13 protein-coding genes and 1 tRNA gene are annotated in these 16,888 nt (G+C 51.9%); 12 read left to right on the top strand and 2 right to left on the bottom strand.

The window, feature by feature from the left end; all coding sequences use genetic code 11:
• Positions 1-1,649, bottom strand: a 1,649-nt coding sequence (gene typA, locus D6694_10310) for a translational GTPase TypA (GenBank protein RMH40219.1), incomplete at its 3' end; no start/stop codon positions are given.
• Positions 1,650-1,901: 252 nt separating this feature from the next.
• Between typA and D6694_10305 the strand changes: the two genes are divergently transcribed.
• The 10 genes from D6694_10305 to greA all read left to right on the top strand — a co-directional run bounded on the left by D6694_10305 (position 1,902) and on the right by greA (position 13,958).
• Entirely contained in the window at positions 1,902-3,314 is a 1,413-nt protein-coding gene (locus D6694_10305) for a glutamate--ammonia ligase (GenBank protein RMH40220.1), read from the top strand.
• 241 nt (positions 3,315-3,555) lie between these two features.
• Positions 3,556-3,942 (top strand): STAS/SEC14 domain-containing protein, encoded by a 387-nt coding sequence (locus tag D6694_10300; protein ID RMH40218.1) that lies wholly within the window; start codon positions 3,556-3,558, stop codon positions 3,940-3,942.
• A 182-nt stretch (positions 3,943-4,124) separates the two neighbouring features.
• Positions 4,125-4,340, top strand: a complete 216-nt coding sequence (locus tag D6694_10295; GenBank protein RMH40217.1) for a 30S ribosomal protein S21 — start codon at positions 4,125-4,127, stop codon at positions 4,338-4,340.
• A gap of 39 nt (positions 4,341-4,379) precedes the next feature.
• A complete protein-coding gene (locus tag D6694_10290; GenBank protein ID RMH40216.1) occupies positions 4,380-4,823 on the top strand; it encodes a GatB/YqeY domain-containing protein in 444 nt (147 codons plus the stop codon).
• Positions 4,824-4,902: 79 nt separating this feature from the next.
• Entirely contained in the window at positions 4,903-6,630 is a 1,728-nt protein-coding gene (locus D6694_10285) for a DNA primase (protein RMH40215.1), read from the top strand.
• Positions 6,631-6,870: 240 nt separating this feature from the next.
• Positions 6,871-8,694 carry an RNA polymerase sigma factor RpoD gene (gene rpoD, locus D6694_10280; protein RMH40214.1) on the top strand — a complete coding sequence of 608 codons (1,824 nt, stop codon included), beginning with the start codon at positions 6,871-6,873 and terminating at the stop codon, positions 8,692-8,694.
• A gap of 66 nt (positions 8,695-8,760) precedes the next feature.
• Positions 8,761-8,837, top strand: a tRNA-Met gene (locus tag D6694_10275).
• Positions 8,838-9,107: 270 nt separating this feature from the next.
• Positions 9,108-10,247 carry a carbamoyl-phosphate synthase small subunit gene (locus tag D6694_10270; protein RMH40213.1) on the top strand — a complete coding sequence of 380 codons (1,140 nt, stop codon included), beginning with the start codon at positions 9,108-9,110 and terminating at the stop codon, positions 10,245-10,247.
• A 9-nt stretch (positions 10,248-10,256) separates the two neighbouring features.
• Entirely contained in the window at positions 10,257-13,478 is a 3,222-nt protein-coding gene (locus D6694_10265; protein ID RMH40212.1) for a carbamoyl-phosphate synthase large subunit, read from the top strand.
• Positions 13,479-13,958 (top strand): transcription elongation factor GreA, encoded by a 480-nt coding sequence (greA, locus tag D6694_10260; GenBank protein RMH40211.1) that lies wholly within the window; start codon positions 13,479-13,481, stop codon positions 13,956-13,958.
• Here the strand turns inward: greA and yhbY are convergent.
• Positions 13,955-14,251, bottom strand: coding sequence for a ribosome assembly RNA-binding protein YhbY (gene yhbY / locus D6694_10255; GenBank protein ID RMH40210.1), 297 nt, complete (start codon positions 14,249-14,251; stop codon positions 13,955-13,957). The genes greA and yhbY overlap by 4 nt on opposite strands.
• A 73-nt stretch (positions 14,252-14,324) precedes the next feature.
• Between yhbY and rlmE the strand changes: the two genes are divergently transcribed.
• Together rlmE and hflB are read left to right on the top strand one after the other, a co-directional pair.
• Positions 14,325-14,945 carry a 23S rRNA (uridine(2552)-2'-O)-methyltransferase RlmE gene (gene rlmE, locus D6694_10250; GenBank protein RMH40209.1) on the top strand — a complete coding sequence of 207 codons (621 nt, stop codon included), beginning with the start codon at positions 14,325-14,327 and terminating at the stop codon, positions 14,943-14,945.
• A 48-nt stretch (positions 14,946-14,993) separates the two neighbouring features.
• The gene (gene hflB / locus D6694_10245) at positions 14,994-16,856 is read left to right on the top strand and encodes an ATP-dependent zinc metalloprotease FtsH (protein ID RMH40208.1); all 1,863 of its coding nucleotides are present in this window, start codon (positions 14,994-14,996) and stop codon (positions 16,854-16,856) included.
• The last annotated feature ends 32 nt before the right edge of the window (positions 16,857-16,888 follow it).

Below are 16,888 nucleotides of genomic sequence, written 5' to 3'. Positions count from 1 at the left end.
CCGGCAGCACGAATATTGGTCAATTGTTTCGCTTTAAGTGGGTTGACCACAAGATCGTTGCTTCGACTGTGAATGCCAATAATCATACCTTCGTAAACTTCCTCACCGTGCCCGATGAACAGACGGCCCCGCTCCTGTAAATTAAACAAAGCATAAGCGAGCGCCTTGCCTTGTGCATTGGAAATTAACACCCCGTTATTACGTTGCGCTAATGCCCCCGGAACGGCTTTGTCGTAGCAGTCAAATGTATGATAAATAAGACCCGTGCCTGAGGTGATGGTCATGAATTCTGTATGAAAACCGATCAGGCCTCTTGACGGGATGCGAAAATCCATACGGATCCGACCTTTGCCATCCGGCACCATGTCTTGTAATTCACCTTTGCGGCTACTGATTTTCTCCATCACTGTGCCTTGATGGCTTTCTTCGACATCCACGGTTAATGTCTCCCAAGGCTCCATCAATTCGCCATCAATCGTCTTCATGATAACTTCAGGGCGTGAGACCGCCAGTTCATAGCCTTCCCGTCGCATCGTCTCGATCAATACGGATAGATGAAGCTCGCCCCGGCCTGAGACTTTGAATTTATCTGGGTCGTCAGTTTCTTCGACACGTAGCGCGACGTTATGGATGAGTTCGCGCTCCAATCGTTCCTTGATTTGCCGAGAGGTCAGAAACTTGCCTTCCCGACCAGCAAAAGGCGAAGTATTGACCTGGAACGTCATGGTCACGGTCGGTTCGTCCACGGTTAAAGGTGGCAGCGCATCTGGGTGCTCTGGGTCGCATAATGTATCTGAGATGAAAATGGGGTCAACACCTGTGATGGCCACAATATCGCCGGCACGTCCTTCGTCGACGGGAGACCGTTCTAAACCAAGATAGCCGAGCACTTGACCAATTCGGCCTCGGCGCGTCTTACCATCACGATCCACGATGACGACCGATTGATTGGGGCGAATCGTGCCACGCGTAATCCGACCCACGCCAATGGCACCAACATAGCTTGAATAATCCAGTGATGAGATCTGCATCTGCAAGGGGCCGTTGGCGTCAACTTTTGGGGGTGGCACTTGTGCCACAATGGCCTCAAACAAAGGCGTCATGTCGTCGGCCATTTCATTTGGATCTAGGCCGGCGATGCCCTGTAACGCTGAGGCATAGATGATCGGAAAGTCAAGCTGTTCATCCGTTGCACCCAATCGGTCAAACAGATCGAAAACTTGGTCGATCACCCAGTCAGGGCGCGCCCCTGGTCGATCGATTTTGTTGACAACGACAATGGGGTTGAGACCCTGAGCAAAGGCTTTTTGTGTCACAAAACGAGTTTGCGGCATCGGCCCTTCGACCGCATCAACGAGCAGAAGCACAGAGTCCACCATCGATAGGATGCGTTCAACTTCTCCACCAAAGTCGGCGTGTCCCGGGGTATCGACAATATTGATGCGGTAATCTCGCCAGCGGATAGCGGTATTTTTCGACAAGATGGTGATACCACGTTCTTTTTCCAACTCATTGGAGTCCATGATGCGCTCTGTGGGCTGGTTCCGAGAATCGAGTGTTCCGGACTGCTGTAACAGCTTGTCAACGAGCGTCGTCTTGCCGTGGTCAACGTGGGCAATAATGGCAATATTTCGTAGTTTTTCAATCACAGGCAATTGATACCGATATCCGCGAGGGAGGCTATTCTAACCGCAGTCGATGATATCTGTACATATTTTGTGTTATCGACAAAACGCACCACCACGGTGCATAAAGCCAATAGAATGCACCATATTAGTGCGCGCGATCCATCGGTATGCCGAAAATGGGCCAAAAAACGGCAAGCCAATTTTTGGCACGTAACTTGCTTTGAGTGTGCCGCCAAAGTGAACGTGGGTTCAGTCAACGTGAAAGAGGGTGTTATGTCATCAGCAAAAGATATCATTGAAATGATTCGTGAAAACGATGTGAAGTTCGTGGATCTTCGTTTTACCGATACCAAGGGCAAGGAGCAGCATGTCACGATTCCGGCAATGCGTTTAACCGAAGAACAACTTGAAGCTGGAAAAATGTTTGATGGTTCTTCGATCGCGGGCTGGAAAGGGATTAATGAGTCTGACATGGTGCTGATGCCAGATTTTGCTTCAGCGTACTTGGATCCTTTTGCTGAAGAGGCCACTCTGAATTTGGTCTGCGACGTTCTGGAACCAAGCACTTTGACTGGCTATGAACGTGACCCGCGTTCTGTGGCCAAGCGCGCTGAAGCGTATCTGAAATCCACTGGCATTGCGGATCAGGCATTTTTTGGCCCGGAGCCGGAATTTTTCCTGTTTGATGACGTGCGTTTTCACTCAGACATGTCTGGGGCCTTCTACAAAGTAGATTCGGCCGAGGCTGTCTGGAATCGGGGGCGCGAATACGAGGACGGCAACTTGGGGCATCGCCCGGGCGTCAAAGGCGGCTACTTCCCTGTGCCACCAGTTGATTCGGGCTACGACATTCGCTCGACAATGTGTCTCATCTTGGAAGAATTGGGGATTGAGACCGAAGCGCACCACCATGAGGTGGCGACGGCAGGACAAAACGAGTTGGCAACCCGTTTTAATTCGCTGGTCCGTAAAGCCGACGAGCTCCAAATTCTTAAATATGTCGTGCACAATGTCGCGCATGCTTATGGTAAGACGGCCACCTTTATGCCTAAGCCCGTAGTGGGTGATAACGGCAGTGGAATGCATTGCCACCAGTCGTTGTCGAAAGACGGAAAAAATATTTTTGCGGGCAATGGCTATGCCGGGTTGTCTGATGAAGCCCTTTATTACATCGGTGGCATCATCAAGCATGCACGTGCACTGAATGCGTTTACCAATGCGTCCACCAATAGCTATAAGCGACTGGTGCCTGGTTTTGAAGCTCCGGTGATGTTGGCTTATTCAGCTCGCAACCGGTCTGCTTCGATCCGTATTCCGCACGTAGATTCACCCAAAGCGCGCCGAATTGAAGTGCGTTTCCCAGACCCGACGGCGAATCCATATCTGGCATTTGCGGCGATGCTGATGGCTGGCATCGACGGCATTTTAAACAAGATTCACCCGGGTGATCCGATGGATAAAGACCTTTATGATCTGCCGCCAGAAGAAGCCAAGGCCATCCCGACAGTGGCCAGCTCGCTTGAACAGGCGCTGGAGGCGCTCGATCAGGATCGTGACTTCCTGAAAGCGGGCGGGGTGTTCAGTGATGATCTCATTGATGCTTATATCGAACTCAAACGAGCGGAAGTGGAGCGTCTCAATATGACCACACATCCGGTTGAGTTCGAGATGTACTACAGCGTGTAATTATTCGACTTGCACCTAGCGGTCGGCGCTTGTGTTGATGCTATCCCCTCGTCGGGGGCTCAGCGCAGCGTCGGCCGTTTGCTGTTTGGATCCCGTCAGCAGTCAACATACGTCGTGCGGCATCTAATTGTCTTGTTCAGTCCTACCAGATACGCTGAATTTTCCTTTCTTTGACGCACATCAATCGCCTTGCCACATTCCCTATTATGATTTTATGCAGTGCCATTGGTGAAAAGGGGAGATGACTATGGAGCGTCACGGCATTAGTGTTGGTATTGAGCGCTACGGCGACAAAATCCTGATGACTTTCACGGTAGTGGGACGACTCACACATGAAGACTATGAAATGATGACGCCGCTGATTGATTCCGCCCTGTCTGGGGTTCAGTCACCCATTGTTGATGCGTTGATCGATGTCCGGGCACTAGAAGGTTGGGAGCTCAGAGCCGCTTGGGATGATTTTAAATTGGGCCTCAAACACGGGCGTAAATTTCGCCGATGTGCGGTGGTTGGACAACAAAAGTGGATGGAGTGGGCGGTGAAGGTGTCCAACTGGTTTATCTCCGGCGAATGTCGGGTATTTGAAACCGTTGACGATGCCTTACGCTGGTTGAGTCAAACGGATTGATAACGGCCACGAGGCTAGACCTCGTCCGGTGATGGACATACGAACATTTGCCGCGCCTGATTACTGGCTCATCAGGAAAGATTTTTTGCATTCACGGAGAAAACCGAGTAAAATTGCGCACCTCGCTGGGGCTGCCATTTTGTTGGCAGTAGTTAACTGGTTGATAGATAAGGGTATTTTTGATGCCACAAGTACGCATTAAGGAAAACGAACCATTTGATATGGCCTTGCGTCGATTCAAACGCGCCTGTGAAAAGGCCGGTATCTTGTCTGAAGTTCGTCGTCGTGAGTTTTATGAAAAGCCGACGGCCGAGCGTAAGCGTAAGCGCGCCGCAGCGATTAAGCGTGCATTGAAAAAGCGTCAACGCGAAGAAGCGCGCCAAATTCGCCTGTACTAAAGTCTTATTGCCATTATTGCTTCATAACACTGCGTTGCCATGATGCTGAGCGAGCGGATTAAGGAAGATATGAAAAGCGCCATGCGTGCCAAAGACAAGGTGCGACTTGGCGCTATTCGTATGATTTTGTCCGCTTTCAAGCAGTATGAGGTCGATGAACAGGCGCCGGTGACTGACGAGGTGGCGCTGAAACTTCTCGACAAGATGCTGAAGCAGCGCCGCGATTCTGTGGCGCAATATGAGCAGGCAGGACGAGAAGATTTGGCCGAGAAAGAGCGTGCCGAAATGGCTGTGATTCAGTCTTACCTCCCGGCCCCTTTGTCCTCTGAAGAACTAGAGCAGTTGATTGATGCCGCTATTTCGGAAACCGGCGCCGAAACAGTGCGTGATATGGGGCGCGTGATGAATGTGTTACGTCCTAAAATACAAGGCCGTGCCGATATGGGGCAAGTTGGCCAGCTCGTCAAGCAGAAATTGAACTAAAGCCGTATCGACAGACAGGCTTTTTTCTTCCGCTGTTCTCAATCATAATGTGTGCCTGAAGGGGAAGACCGAAAACTGCATGGCACGCCGAATTCCACAAAGTTTCATTGATGATTTGCTTGCCCGCACCGATCTGGTGGCGCTGATAGGTGAGCGCATCCCGCTCAAAAAGTCAGGCCGCAATCATATGGCGTGCTGCCCTTTTCATAACGAAAAAACCCCGTCGTTTAGCGTCAGCGAAGACAAGCAGCTGTATCATTGTTTCGGTTGTGGCGAAAGCGGCAATGCCATTAGTTTTTTAATGGCCTATGACCGCCTTGATTTTGTCTCTGCCATTGAAGAATTGGCAGCGCGCATTGGAGTGGACGTCCCGAGGGATGCGCAGGATGGCCCTGATCTTCGACCACTCTATGCGCTGCTGCACACTTGCCAGAAGTTTTATAGAGAACAACTTCAATCATCGGAAGGGCAGGCCGCACGTGATTATTTAGCGCAGCGTGGCATCGGTCCGCAGACTATGGAAAGGTTTGCAATTGGTTATGCGCCTGCAGGTTGGGACCGCCTCGCCACAAAAGTGGGCATCGATCGGGAGACGCGTCGCCAATTGCAACTGGCTGGCATGCTCGTGGTGCGCGACGGCAAGACCTATGATCGTTTTCGTCAACGGGTCATGTTTCCAATTCGCAATCGACGTGGGCAGGTGGTTGGCTTTGGCGGGCGGGTATTCAACGGTGGTGAACCAAAATATTTAAACTCTCCCGAAACCCCGATTTTTCACAAGGGAAGAGAGGTTTATGGTTTGTATGAAGCCCTGCAAGCCAACCGACGCCTTGAACGGTTGATTGTGGTGGAAGGGTATATGGATGTTGTGGCATTGGCCGAATCCGGCATCACCAATGCCGTGGCCACACTAGGGACGGCGATGTCGCAGGAACATTTCTCGTTATTGTTTCGGCACACCAATCGGATCGTAATTTGTTTTGATGGAGATAGTGCCGGTCAGAAAGCGGCATGGCGAGCGTTGGAAACCGTTTTGCCAGAGATTCGCGATGGCCGGGAAGTCAGGTTTCTCACGTTGCCAGCAGGTGAGGATCCGGACAGTTGGGTCCGCACCCATGGGGCTGAACAGTTTATCGATGCCATCAACAAGGCGCCTGTGCTTTCCGAGTATCTCGTGGGTCGATTGGCGCAGTTATGTGATTTGGACACTGTGGATGGACGGGCTCGCTTAGCGGCACTTGCCCGACCCATGCTTGAGAAAATTTCCGATCCCGTCTATAAATCGCTGCTTGCCAGCCAAATTGAGGAAGTTGTCGGCACGGCAATTATTAAGCGGGAGCGCACAACGGTCGATAGGCGAAGGGGCGAAAAGTCCCGCGTGCGCAAAAAGCCCTTGGTGATGACTCCGCTTCGTCGAGTCGTCGCTTTCTTGTTGGTGAAACCGACTTTGGCCGCAGAGTGTGGTGACTGGGGCTGGCTGTCGGAGTTGTCGATGCCGGGTTTGGAGGTGCTTCATAACGTGGTGGAAAGCATTCAGAGCGTGAAGACACCGAATACGGCGGTGATCCTTGAACGTTTCCGCGAAGCGCCTGAGTATCAAGCGTTGAAACGTCTTCTTGGCTGGGCAGAACACGTGCCGGAAACCATTCTTGATGACGAGTTTTACGCCGCGCTCAAAGCGCTGAAAGCCAGCGCACGAACGCAAAAGCTTGATGAACTGATGGCAGCGGCGAAGGAGAGAAGTCTTACACCTGAAGAAAAAGCGTTATTGAAGCGGTTACTATCGCAACCCGACGTGCACAAATAACCCCATTTTCGGGTTGAAAAATGATAAACCAGTCCCATGTTACGGCCACACCAGTTTTGGTGTTGAGCGTTTTTTCAACTAAGACTAATAGACAGGCTGTCGATATTCGGCAATGCTTTGTGTATAATACCGCCCCTTTCCCCGTCCCTCGCGATGGGAACTTGGGCAGTCGGTTGCGGTCAGAACACATTGTGGACTGGCCCAGAGATTAACCAAACTAAGTAACGGTGGCAAGCCTTTATGGATAAGTCGCAGCAAAAGTCGCAACTCAAGCAACTCATCGCACATGGCAAAGAGCAGGGTTACCTGACTTACGCAGAGGTCAATGACCATCTGCCACCAGACATTATCGATTCCGATCAAATTGAAGACATTATTCAAATGATCAATGACATGGGGATTCAGGTGCATGAAGAAGCACCAGATGACCCACTGTTAATGATGAATGACTCTGCCGTCGATGATGATGAAGTGGAGGAAACGGCTGCGGTACTTGCTTCGGTTGATGCCGAGTTTGGACGCACCACCGACCCAGTGCGTATGTATATGCGGGAAATGGGTACGGTTGAACTTTTAACCCGTGAAGGCGAGATTGAAATTGCAGTGCGCATTGAAGAAGGCCTTCAGCAGGTTGCGGCAGCCATTGCGGAGTTTCCAGACACCATTGCCAAATTGCTTGATGCTTTTGATCGCTGGCAAGCTGGCGAAATGCGATTGACGGATATTGTCACTGGATTCGTCAACGATGATGGCGATGCACCGAACGTGTCCGGTGCCGAGCATGTTGGCTCGGAGCTTTCGGAGGATGATCTTGATGATGACGACGATGACGCAGACGATGAAGATCCTACCGGGCCGAATCCAGAAGAAGCACGGGAAAAGTTCATCGAACTGCGCCAGCGGTATGACAAGTATATCGAAGCGCTGAACAAGTACGGGCGTGCGCACAAGACCACGAAAAAGCGCCTCGAAGAGATGTTGGCGCTATTTTCGACATTCCGCCTCGTGCCTAAGATGTTCGACAGTTTGGTGTCGAATTTGCGGGAAATCATGGACGAAGTGCGCGTACAGGAGCGTTTGATTATGAAAATGTGTGTCGATCAGGCAGGCATGCCGAGACGCACTTTTATCGCCACATTCCCGGGCAATGAGACCAATCCGAATTGGCTTGCTGAGCACCTTGAGGCTGGCGAGTCATATTCTGAACGCCTGCAGGAATTTGCGGAAGACATTATGCGTGCCCAGAAAAAACTCCGCCAAATTGAAGAGAAATGCAGCTTGACCGTGGCCGAAATTAAAGAAGCCAACCGCAAGATGTCGATTGGTGAGGCGAGAGCCCGGCGCGCCAAAAAGGAAATGGTCGAAGCGAATCTGCGCTTGGTGATCTCGATTGCGAAAAAATATACCAACCGAGGCTTGCAATTCCTTGATCTGATTCAAGAGGGCAATATTGGTTTGATGAAAGCGGTCGACAAATTTGAATATCGCCGCGGTTACAAATTCTCGACCTATGCGACTTGGTGGATTCGGCAGGCAATCACTCGTTCCATTGCAGATCAGGCGCGCACCATTCGAATTCCTGTGCATATGATCGAAACGATCAACAAGCTGAACCGAATCTCGCGCCAAATGCTCCAGGAAATGGGGCGTGAACCACAGCCAGAGGAATTGGCCGAACGTATGGGCATGCCCGAAGAAAAAATCCGTAAGGTGCTCAAGATAGCCAAAGAGCCAATTTCGATGGAAACACCGATTGGCGATGATGAAGATTCGCATCTTGGCGATTTTATCGAAGATCAGGTGACGGAATCGCCCATTGATGCAGCCACTCGGGAAAGCCTGAAGGAGACGACGCGAGAGGTGCTGGCTGGCCTCACCGCACGAGAGGCGAAAGTGCTTCGCATGCGCTTTGGCATTGACATGAATACCGATCATACCTTGGAAGAGGTCGGTAAGCAGTTCGACGTGACGCGTGAGCGTATTCGTCAAATCGAAGCCAAGGCACTGCGCAAACTGCGTCACCCTTCTCGTTCTGAAAAGCTGAGAAGCTATCTCGAGGACTAGAAAAATGGCCTCGCCCCGTTGCGAGGCCGTTTCAAATTCCATAAAATGCGCGAGCAATTCATCGTTGGGCCTATAGCTCAGTTGGTTAGAGCAGCGGACTCATAATCCGTTGGTCCCAGGTTCGAGTCCTGGTGGGCCCACCACTTTTTATCCGACTTTGCTGAATGCGGCGATAGAAAAATTCTCTTGATTGCCATGCCATCCCCATTTTGATGCCACTATGACTTAGTGTTGATACTTGGCATGTTGATGCTTCACCAACTACATGGACAGAGCCTCCGAAGTCCATTAAAATAGGAAAGGTTTAACTGCTAATTGACAACAAGCGGTCAGAAGGCCTCGGCTTTCTCCGCTTTTTGTCTATCTAGCGAGCCGAAATCATGCTTCTCGCACATGACTGAACGGAGGTTATCTTGATACAGCCCGCCCTACTTGTACTCGAAGACGGGACAGTGTTCCATGGTCGATCGATTGGCGCTGATGGTAAGACGGTTGGTGAAGTCGTGTTCAATACCGCGATGACAGGCTATCAGGAAATACTCACAGATCCGTCTTATGCACGCCAGATTGTCACACTGACGTATCCACATATCGGTAACGTTGGTGTCAATGCAGAAGACGAAGAGGCGGACAAAATTTGGGCCGCGGGACTGGTCATTCGTGATTTGTCGATGGTGCCAAGTAACTGGCGCTCCGAACAGTCGTTGGATGCCTATTTGAAGGCTCGTGGCATCGTGGCCATTGCCGATATTGACACCCGCGCATTGACACGGCATTTGCGCCAACACGGCGCCATGGCGGGTTGCATTTGGGTTGGAGAGGACGTAGAGGCCGCGTTGACTGAGGCGCGCGCCTTTCCTGGCTTGAAAGGCATGGATTTAGCGAGCGTGGTGACAACGCAAAGACCTTATGAGTGGCGGCAAGGTGAGTGGTCGCTTGGGCGTGGCTATGGCGAAGTGACCGATACATCGTACCACGTTGTTGCCTATGATTTCGGTGTGAAGCGTAATATCCTCAGAATGCTGGCAGAGCGCGGTTGCCGGGTGACAGTTGTTCCAGCAACGACATCAGCGGAAGACGTTTTGGCGATGGCGCCCGATGGCGTGTTCCTTTCCAATGGCCCCGGCGATCCAGAACCCTGTGCGTATGCGATCGACGCCATTCAACGCCTTGCCGATACGGCGGTGCCCATGTTTGGTATTTGCTTAGGGCATCAATTGCTGTCACTGGCCAGCGGTGCACGCACAGTCAAAATGAAATTTGGTCACCATGGCGCCAATCATCCAGTCAAGGACCTGCGGACCGACAAAGTCATGATCACATCGCAAAATCACGGTTTTGCGGTGGATGAAGAAAGTCTGCCAAGCAATCTTGAGGTGACACATATATCGCTTTTTGACGGAACCATTCAGGGGGTAAGGCGCACGGATGTCCCTGCTTTTGGCTTCCAAGGCCATCCTGAAGCCAGTCCGGGGCCGCATGATGTCGCCGGTTTGTTTGATGAATTTGTGGCTTTGATGCGTGCTGGAAAACAAAACGCTGCGGGAATATAGGGTAGAGACATGCCGAAAAGAACCGACATAGAAAGTATTCTGATTATTGGGGCCGGTCCGATTGTGATTGGGCAGGCTTGTGAATTTGACTATTCCGGTGCGCAAGCATGTAAAGCGCTGAAAGAAGAAGGCTACCGGGTCATTTTGGTGAACTCAAATCCGGCGACCATCATGACAGATCCGGAGTTGGCGGATGCCACTTACATTGAGCCCATCTGCTGGCAGGTTGTGGAAAAAATTATTGAGAAGGAACGTCCGGATGCCATTTTACCAACGATGGGTGGGCAGACCGCGCTCAATACGGCGTTGGATCTGGCCTCTCGTGGTATTTTGGAAAAATACGGTGTCGAAATGATCGGCGCCGACCGGGAGGCAATAGACAAGGCAGAAGATCGTGAACTGTTCGCGAAAGCAATGGCCAAGATCGGGCTGGAAATGCCGCGTTCGGCCATTGCCCATAACATGGAGCAGGCCTACGCTGCGTTAGAGAAAGTCGGCTTTCCCTGTATCATCCGTCCTTCGTTCACGATGGGCGGCACGGGTGGCGGGATTGCCTATAACCGTGAGGAATTCGAGGAAATCTGTCGTCGCGGTCTTGACTTGTCGCCGACCAGTGAGTTGCTCATTGATGAGTCGCTCATCGGGTGGAAAGAATACGAAATGGAAGTGGTTCGCGACCGCAACGACAACTGTATCATTGTCTGCTCAATCGAAAACCTTGATCCGATGGGGGTGCATACCGGCGACTCGATTACGGTCGCGCCAGCCCAGACATTGACTGATAAGGAATACCAGATTATGCGGGATGCCTCGATGGCCGTCCTGCGCGAAATTGGTGTGGAGACGGGTGGTTCGAACGTTCAGTTTGCCGTCAATCCAAAAAATGGACGGCTAGTGGTGATTGAGATGAATCCGCGGGTTTCTCGCTCGTCGGCACTGGCATCCAAGGCCACAGGTTTTCCGATAGCGAAGGTGGCCGCCAAATTGGCGGTGGGTTACACGCTCGATGAATTGAGCAATGAAATCACGGGTGGGCGGACGCCTGCTTCCTTTGAGCCCACAATCGATTATGTGGTGACGAAGATCCCCCGATTCAACTTTGAGAAATTTTCTCAGTCTGAGCCGGTGCTCACCACGCAAATGAAATCGGTCGGTGAAGTCATGGCCATTGGTCGTACTTTCCAGGAATCCATGCAAAAAGCACTGCGTGGATTGGAAGTGGATGCCACTGGCCTAGATCCGAAACTGGACCTTTCGAAGGACGATGCGGAAAAGCTATTGGCAAACAAGTTACAGGTGCCCGGCCCAGAGCGACTGTGGTATGTGGCGGATGCCTTCCGCTATGGCTGGAGTATCGAGCAGGTGAATGCACTGACACACATTGATCCGTGGTTTCTCGTCCAGATTCAGGAATTAGTGCAGCTGGAAAGCCAAGTGGCACAGCGTGGCTTACGCGCACTGGATGCTCATTTCTTACGGCATCTCAAGCGCAAGGGATTTTCCGACAAACGGATTGGCAAGCTGTTGGACGTGAGCGAGGGCGAAATTCGCAAGCGTCGCCATGAACTCGGCATTCGTCCGGTCTATAAGCGCGTGGACACCTGCGCTGCCGAATTTGAGACGGATACGGCCTATATGTATTCGACTTACGAGCAAGAATGCGAAGCGGCGCCGACGGATAGAAAGAAAATCGTTGTCCTCGGTGGTGGGCCCAACCGCATTGGCCAAGGGATCGAATTCGATTACTGCTGCGTACACGCGGCTTTTGCGGCCAAGGAGATGGGCTACGAGACCATCATGGTCAACTGTAACCCGGAAACGGTATCAACCGATTATGACACGTCCGATAGGCTGTATTTTGAACCGCTGACGCTTGAAGATGTGCTTGAAATCGTGGCCAAAGAGAATCCGATTGGTGTCGTTGTCCATTATGGTGGGCAAACACCACTCAAATTGGCGCGAGCGTTGGAAGCGGCTGGCGTACCAATTATCGGGACATCTCCGGACGCCATCGACCGCGCCGAGGATCGGGAGCGGTTCCAGCGTGCCATTGAACGCTTAGGTTTGAAACAGCCGCCGAATCGTACGGCACGAACCCTTGAAGAAGGGGTGCGGTTGGCTGCAGAAATTGGCTACCCGCTGGTGGTGCGCCCATCTTACGTACTTGGCGGACGAGCGATGGAGATTGTGTACAACGAGGATGAACTTCGCCGCTATATGTCTGAGGCGGTGAGTGTCTCCAATGAGTCCCCGGTCCTGCTCGACCGTTTCCTCGACGACGCCATCGAGGTGGATGTTGATGCTATTTGTGATAAAAACGGCGATATTTTGATCGGCGGCATTATGGAGCACATTGAGCAAGCGGGCGTGCACAGTGGGGACTCTGCCTGTTCGATTCCGCCATTTTCTCTGTCTCAGGCATTGCAGGATGAGATGCGTCGACAGATGGGATTGCTTGCGCGGGAGCTTGGCGTGGTGGGACTGATGAATGCCCAGTTCGCCATCAAGGATGACGAAATTTATATTCTTGAAGTCAACCCAAGAGCTTCGCGCACGGTGCCGTTTGTCTCTAAGGCGACCGGCATCCCGCTTGCGAAGATAGCAGCAAAATGTATGGCCGGTGCCACGCTGGCCGAGCTCGGTTACACACAGGAAGCTAGGCCAGAGTTTTATGCGGTCAAGGCGCCAGTGTTTCCGTTCGCCAAGTTCCCGGGCGCCGACCCTATCTTGGGGCCGGAAATGAAATCCACGGGCGAAGTGATGGGCATTGGTTTGTCGTTTGGCAGTGCCTATTACAAAGCGTTGCTTGGTGCTGGAAATACGCCACCGAAAGGCGGTAAAGTCATTTTGAGCGTACGCGATGCCGACAAACCGACCACAGTCACGTTGGCGAAAAAGTTGATGGCGCATGGGTTTACCCTGATTGCCACCGGTGGAACGCATGACTACTTGCGCCAGCACGGTATTCCGGTCGAGCGGGTCAACAAGGCCTATGAGGGGCGCCCCAATATCCTTGATACCATCAAGAACGATGAAATCGCTTATATTGTCAACACGACAGAAGGGCGTAAAGCCATCGCCGACTCGTACACCATTCGGCGTACGGCGTTGGAGCATAAGGTCGCGTATTCCACGACCATAGCTGGCGGACTCGCGACCTGTGATGCACTGAATTGTGTCGATGACATTTCGGTGGAAACTGTTCAAGAATTACATAAGAAGGTGAAGTAGATGCAACGTGAACCGATGACCATCAAGGGCGCGGAAGCGCTCAAGCAAGAATTGCATGAGCTGAAAACTGTGGCGCGGCCACGCGTCATTGCCGCCATTGCCGAAGCACGCGCACATGGCGATCTCAAGGAAAACGCAGAGTATCATGCCGCTCGGGAACAACAGGGTTTCATCGAAGGCCGAATTCAGGAAATTGAAGGCAAGTTGGCCAACGCCCAAATCATTGACGTCACAAAACTGCCACAGGATGGCAAAGTTGTTTTCGGCGTCACGGTTGTGCTCCTTAACTTGGAGACGGATGAAGAAACGACATACAAGATTGTCGGACACGATGAGGCTGATCCGAAAAGTGGGCGGTTGTCCTATAAATCACCCATTGCTCGCGCCCTGATCGGACGTGAGGAGGGCGAGATCGTGCGTGTTCAGGCGCCAGGTGGCGAAGTGGAGTACGAAATCGTCGAGGTTCGGTACGAGGCCTAACCGCGCGGCAGGAGCAGGCGTGGGTTTTTGGCCGCCCGATACAACGTCAGGTTATGGCCAACAACTTGTATTTTCTCCGCGCCTGTGGCCTCGACAATGGCATCGATAATGGCTTGCTTGTCGTCTCGTGTTTCTGCTCTGACCTTGACCTTGATGAGTTCGTGATGCTCGAGGGCTTCGTCGATGGCATTGAGCACGGCTTCAGTCAGTCCTTGACTGCCAAGCAGAACCACGGGCTTAAGGGAGTGGGCGCGCGCCCTGAGAAAGCGAATTTGGGTGTTAGTCAGTGCCATTGGTTGTCAGAACGTTAACGCAAGGGGCGTTATTGTAAACCAAAAACGCGTTTGGGAAATAATTAAATCCGCTATGGCAAAAAGTAAGAGCAGCAAGCGTTGGTTGCAGGAACATTTCAATGATCCCTATGTGCAGAAAGCACAAAAAGAGGGGTATCGATCGCGTGCGGTTTACAAGCTGATGGAAATTGCCGAGCGAGATGCGATTGTCCGTCCCGGTATGACTGTGGTGGACTTGGGGGCTGCCCCAGGGGGATGGAGTCAGTGGGTTTCCTATCACTTGAAAGGGAAGGGACAGATTTTTGCATTGGATATTTTGCCAATGGACCCTTTGCCGGACGTGACTTTTATCCAAGGTGACTTTCGCGAAAAAACGGTGCTCGATAGCCTTCTCGAACACATGGGCGGGGCGAGGGCGGATTTGATATTGTCTGACATGGCCCCAAATATGAGCGGTATGGATGCAGTCGATCAGCCGCGCGCGATGTATCTGGCCGAATTGGCATTCGATTTGGTGACCCAGGTTGCCAACCCTGGCGCCAATTTTGTCGTCAAGGTTTTTCAGGGCGAAGGGTTTGATGACTATCTCAAAACCGTTCGCCATTCCTTCGACCGCGTGCGTGTTCGTAAGCCAAAGGCGTCGCGCCCGCGTTCGCGTGAAGTCTATATACTGGGGCTGGGCTATCGGGTATAGTTTCAGCATAATTTCGGTTGTGAAAACAAGATTGAAAGAGGCAGAACCTTGAACGATTTGGGAAGACAGTTAATTTTGTGGTTGGTGGTGGGCGCCGTGTTGGTAATGGTGTTCCAAAATTTCAATACTGCCAATCAACCGCGCGACATCGGATATTCGCAGTTGATTGCCGACATTAAGGCGGATCAGGTAAAAAGCATCACTGTGATAGGTGGTCAGGAAATCACCGGTGAATATGTCACGGGCGAACGTTTCCATACGTTCATCCCCATCAGCGGTGAGTCATTGGAAAAATTGCTGGAAAACAAGCCTGAAGTTCATTTCCAAGGCAAGCCTCGTGAAACCAACCTATTTCTAGCCATACTGATTAATTGGTTCCCAATGCTGCTGTTGATCGCCGTATGGATTTTCTTTATGCGACAAATGCAAGGTGGCGGCAAGGGGGCCATGAGCTTCGGTAAGAGCAAGGCCCGCATGCTCAGTGAAGATGACGTCAAAACCACTTTTGCGGACGTGGCCGGTTGTGAAGAAGCAAAAGAAGAAGTGAAGGAGCTGGTCGAATTTTTGCGAGACCCCGGCAAATTCCAGAAACTGGGCGGTCGTATTCCGCGTGGTGTCCTGATGGTTGGCCCGCCGGGGACTGGTAAAACCCTTCTGGCCAAGGCCATTGCCGGTGAAGCGAAGGTGCCTTTCTTTACCATTTCAGGTTCCGATTTTGTCGAAATGTTCGTTGGGGTTGGGGCATCGCGTGTGCGCGACATGTTTGACCAAGCGAAAAAACACGCGCCATGCATTATCTTCATTGATGAAATTGATGCTGTGGGTCGGCACCGTGGTGCTGGACTCGGCGGTGGTCATGACGAACGAGAGCAAACACTGAACCAGTTGCTTGTCGAAATGGACGGATTCGAAGGTGGAGAAGGCGTGATCGTCATTGCCGCGACCAACCGTCCCGATGTGCTTGACCCAGCATTGTTGCGCCCTGGCCGTTTTGACCGCCAGGTGGTTGTCAGCCTGCCCGATGTGCGCGGACGGGAAGAAATTCTAAAGGTGCATATGCGGCGCGTACCTTTGGGCGACGATGTTGACCCTTCCATCATTGCACGAGGCACGCCAGGCTTTTCGGGGGCCGATCTGGCCAATTTGGTCAACGAGGCGGCGTTGTTTGCCGCGCGCGCCAACAAGCGCCGTGTCACCATGGAAGATTTTGAAAAGGCCAAAGACAAGATCATGATGGGCGCCGAACGGCGCTCCATGGTGATGACGGAGGAAGAGAAGCGATTGACGGCCTACCATGAGGCAGGGCATGCCATCGTAGGTTTGAAAATGCCCCAACATGATCCTGTTTATAAAGTCACCATCATTCCCCGTGGGCGAGCCCTGGGCGTGACCATGTATTTGCCGGAACAGGATCGATTGAGTTATTCAAAACAACTGCTTGAGTCGATGCTGGCCTCCTTATTCGGTGGCCGTGTGGCCGAAGAAATCGTCTTTGGCGAAGACAAAGTGACCACAGGGGCGGCTAACGACATTGAGCGCGCCACCGATTTGGCTCGAAAAATGGTCACACAGTGGGGGCTTTCCAAGGTGCTTGGTCCATTGACTTATGCAGAAGACGAAGGCGAGGTGTTCTTAGGTCGTAGCGTCACCCGCCATAAGCATGTCAGCGAAGCCACGGCAGAAAAAATCGATGCCGAAATTCGGCGCATCATTGATCAGGCGTATTCGACCGCCTGGAAAATTCTTGAAGAAGAACGCCAAACGCTAGAAAACATGGCGCAAGCGCTGATCAAATACGAGACACTGGATCGCAAACAAATTGAAGCCATTATGAATGGTGCCTCCGTGGAAAGTCTTGAGCAAGCCACCACCGAGGAAAAACAATCAGAAAACGAAAACACAGGCGAATAAGCACGCCTAAATAACAGCCCTCAAAGTTGGAT

The sequence above is a fragment of the Gammaproteobacteria bacterium genome (assembly GCA_003696665.1).
In the GTDB taxonomy this organism is placed as follows: Bacteria; Pseudomonadota; Gammaproteobacteria; order Enterobacterales.
Note: the sequence above shows the minus strand (reverse complement) of the source record. Positions and strands in the feature narration are given on the sequence as shown.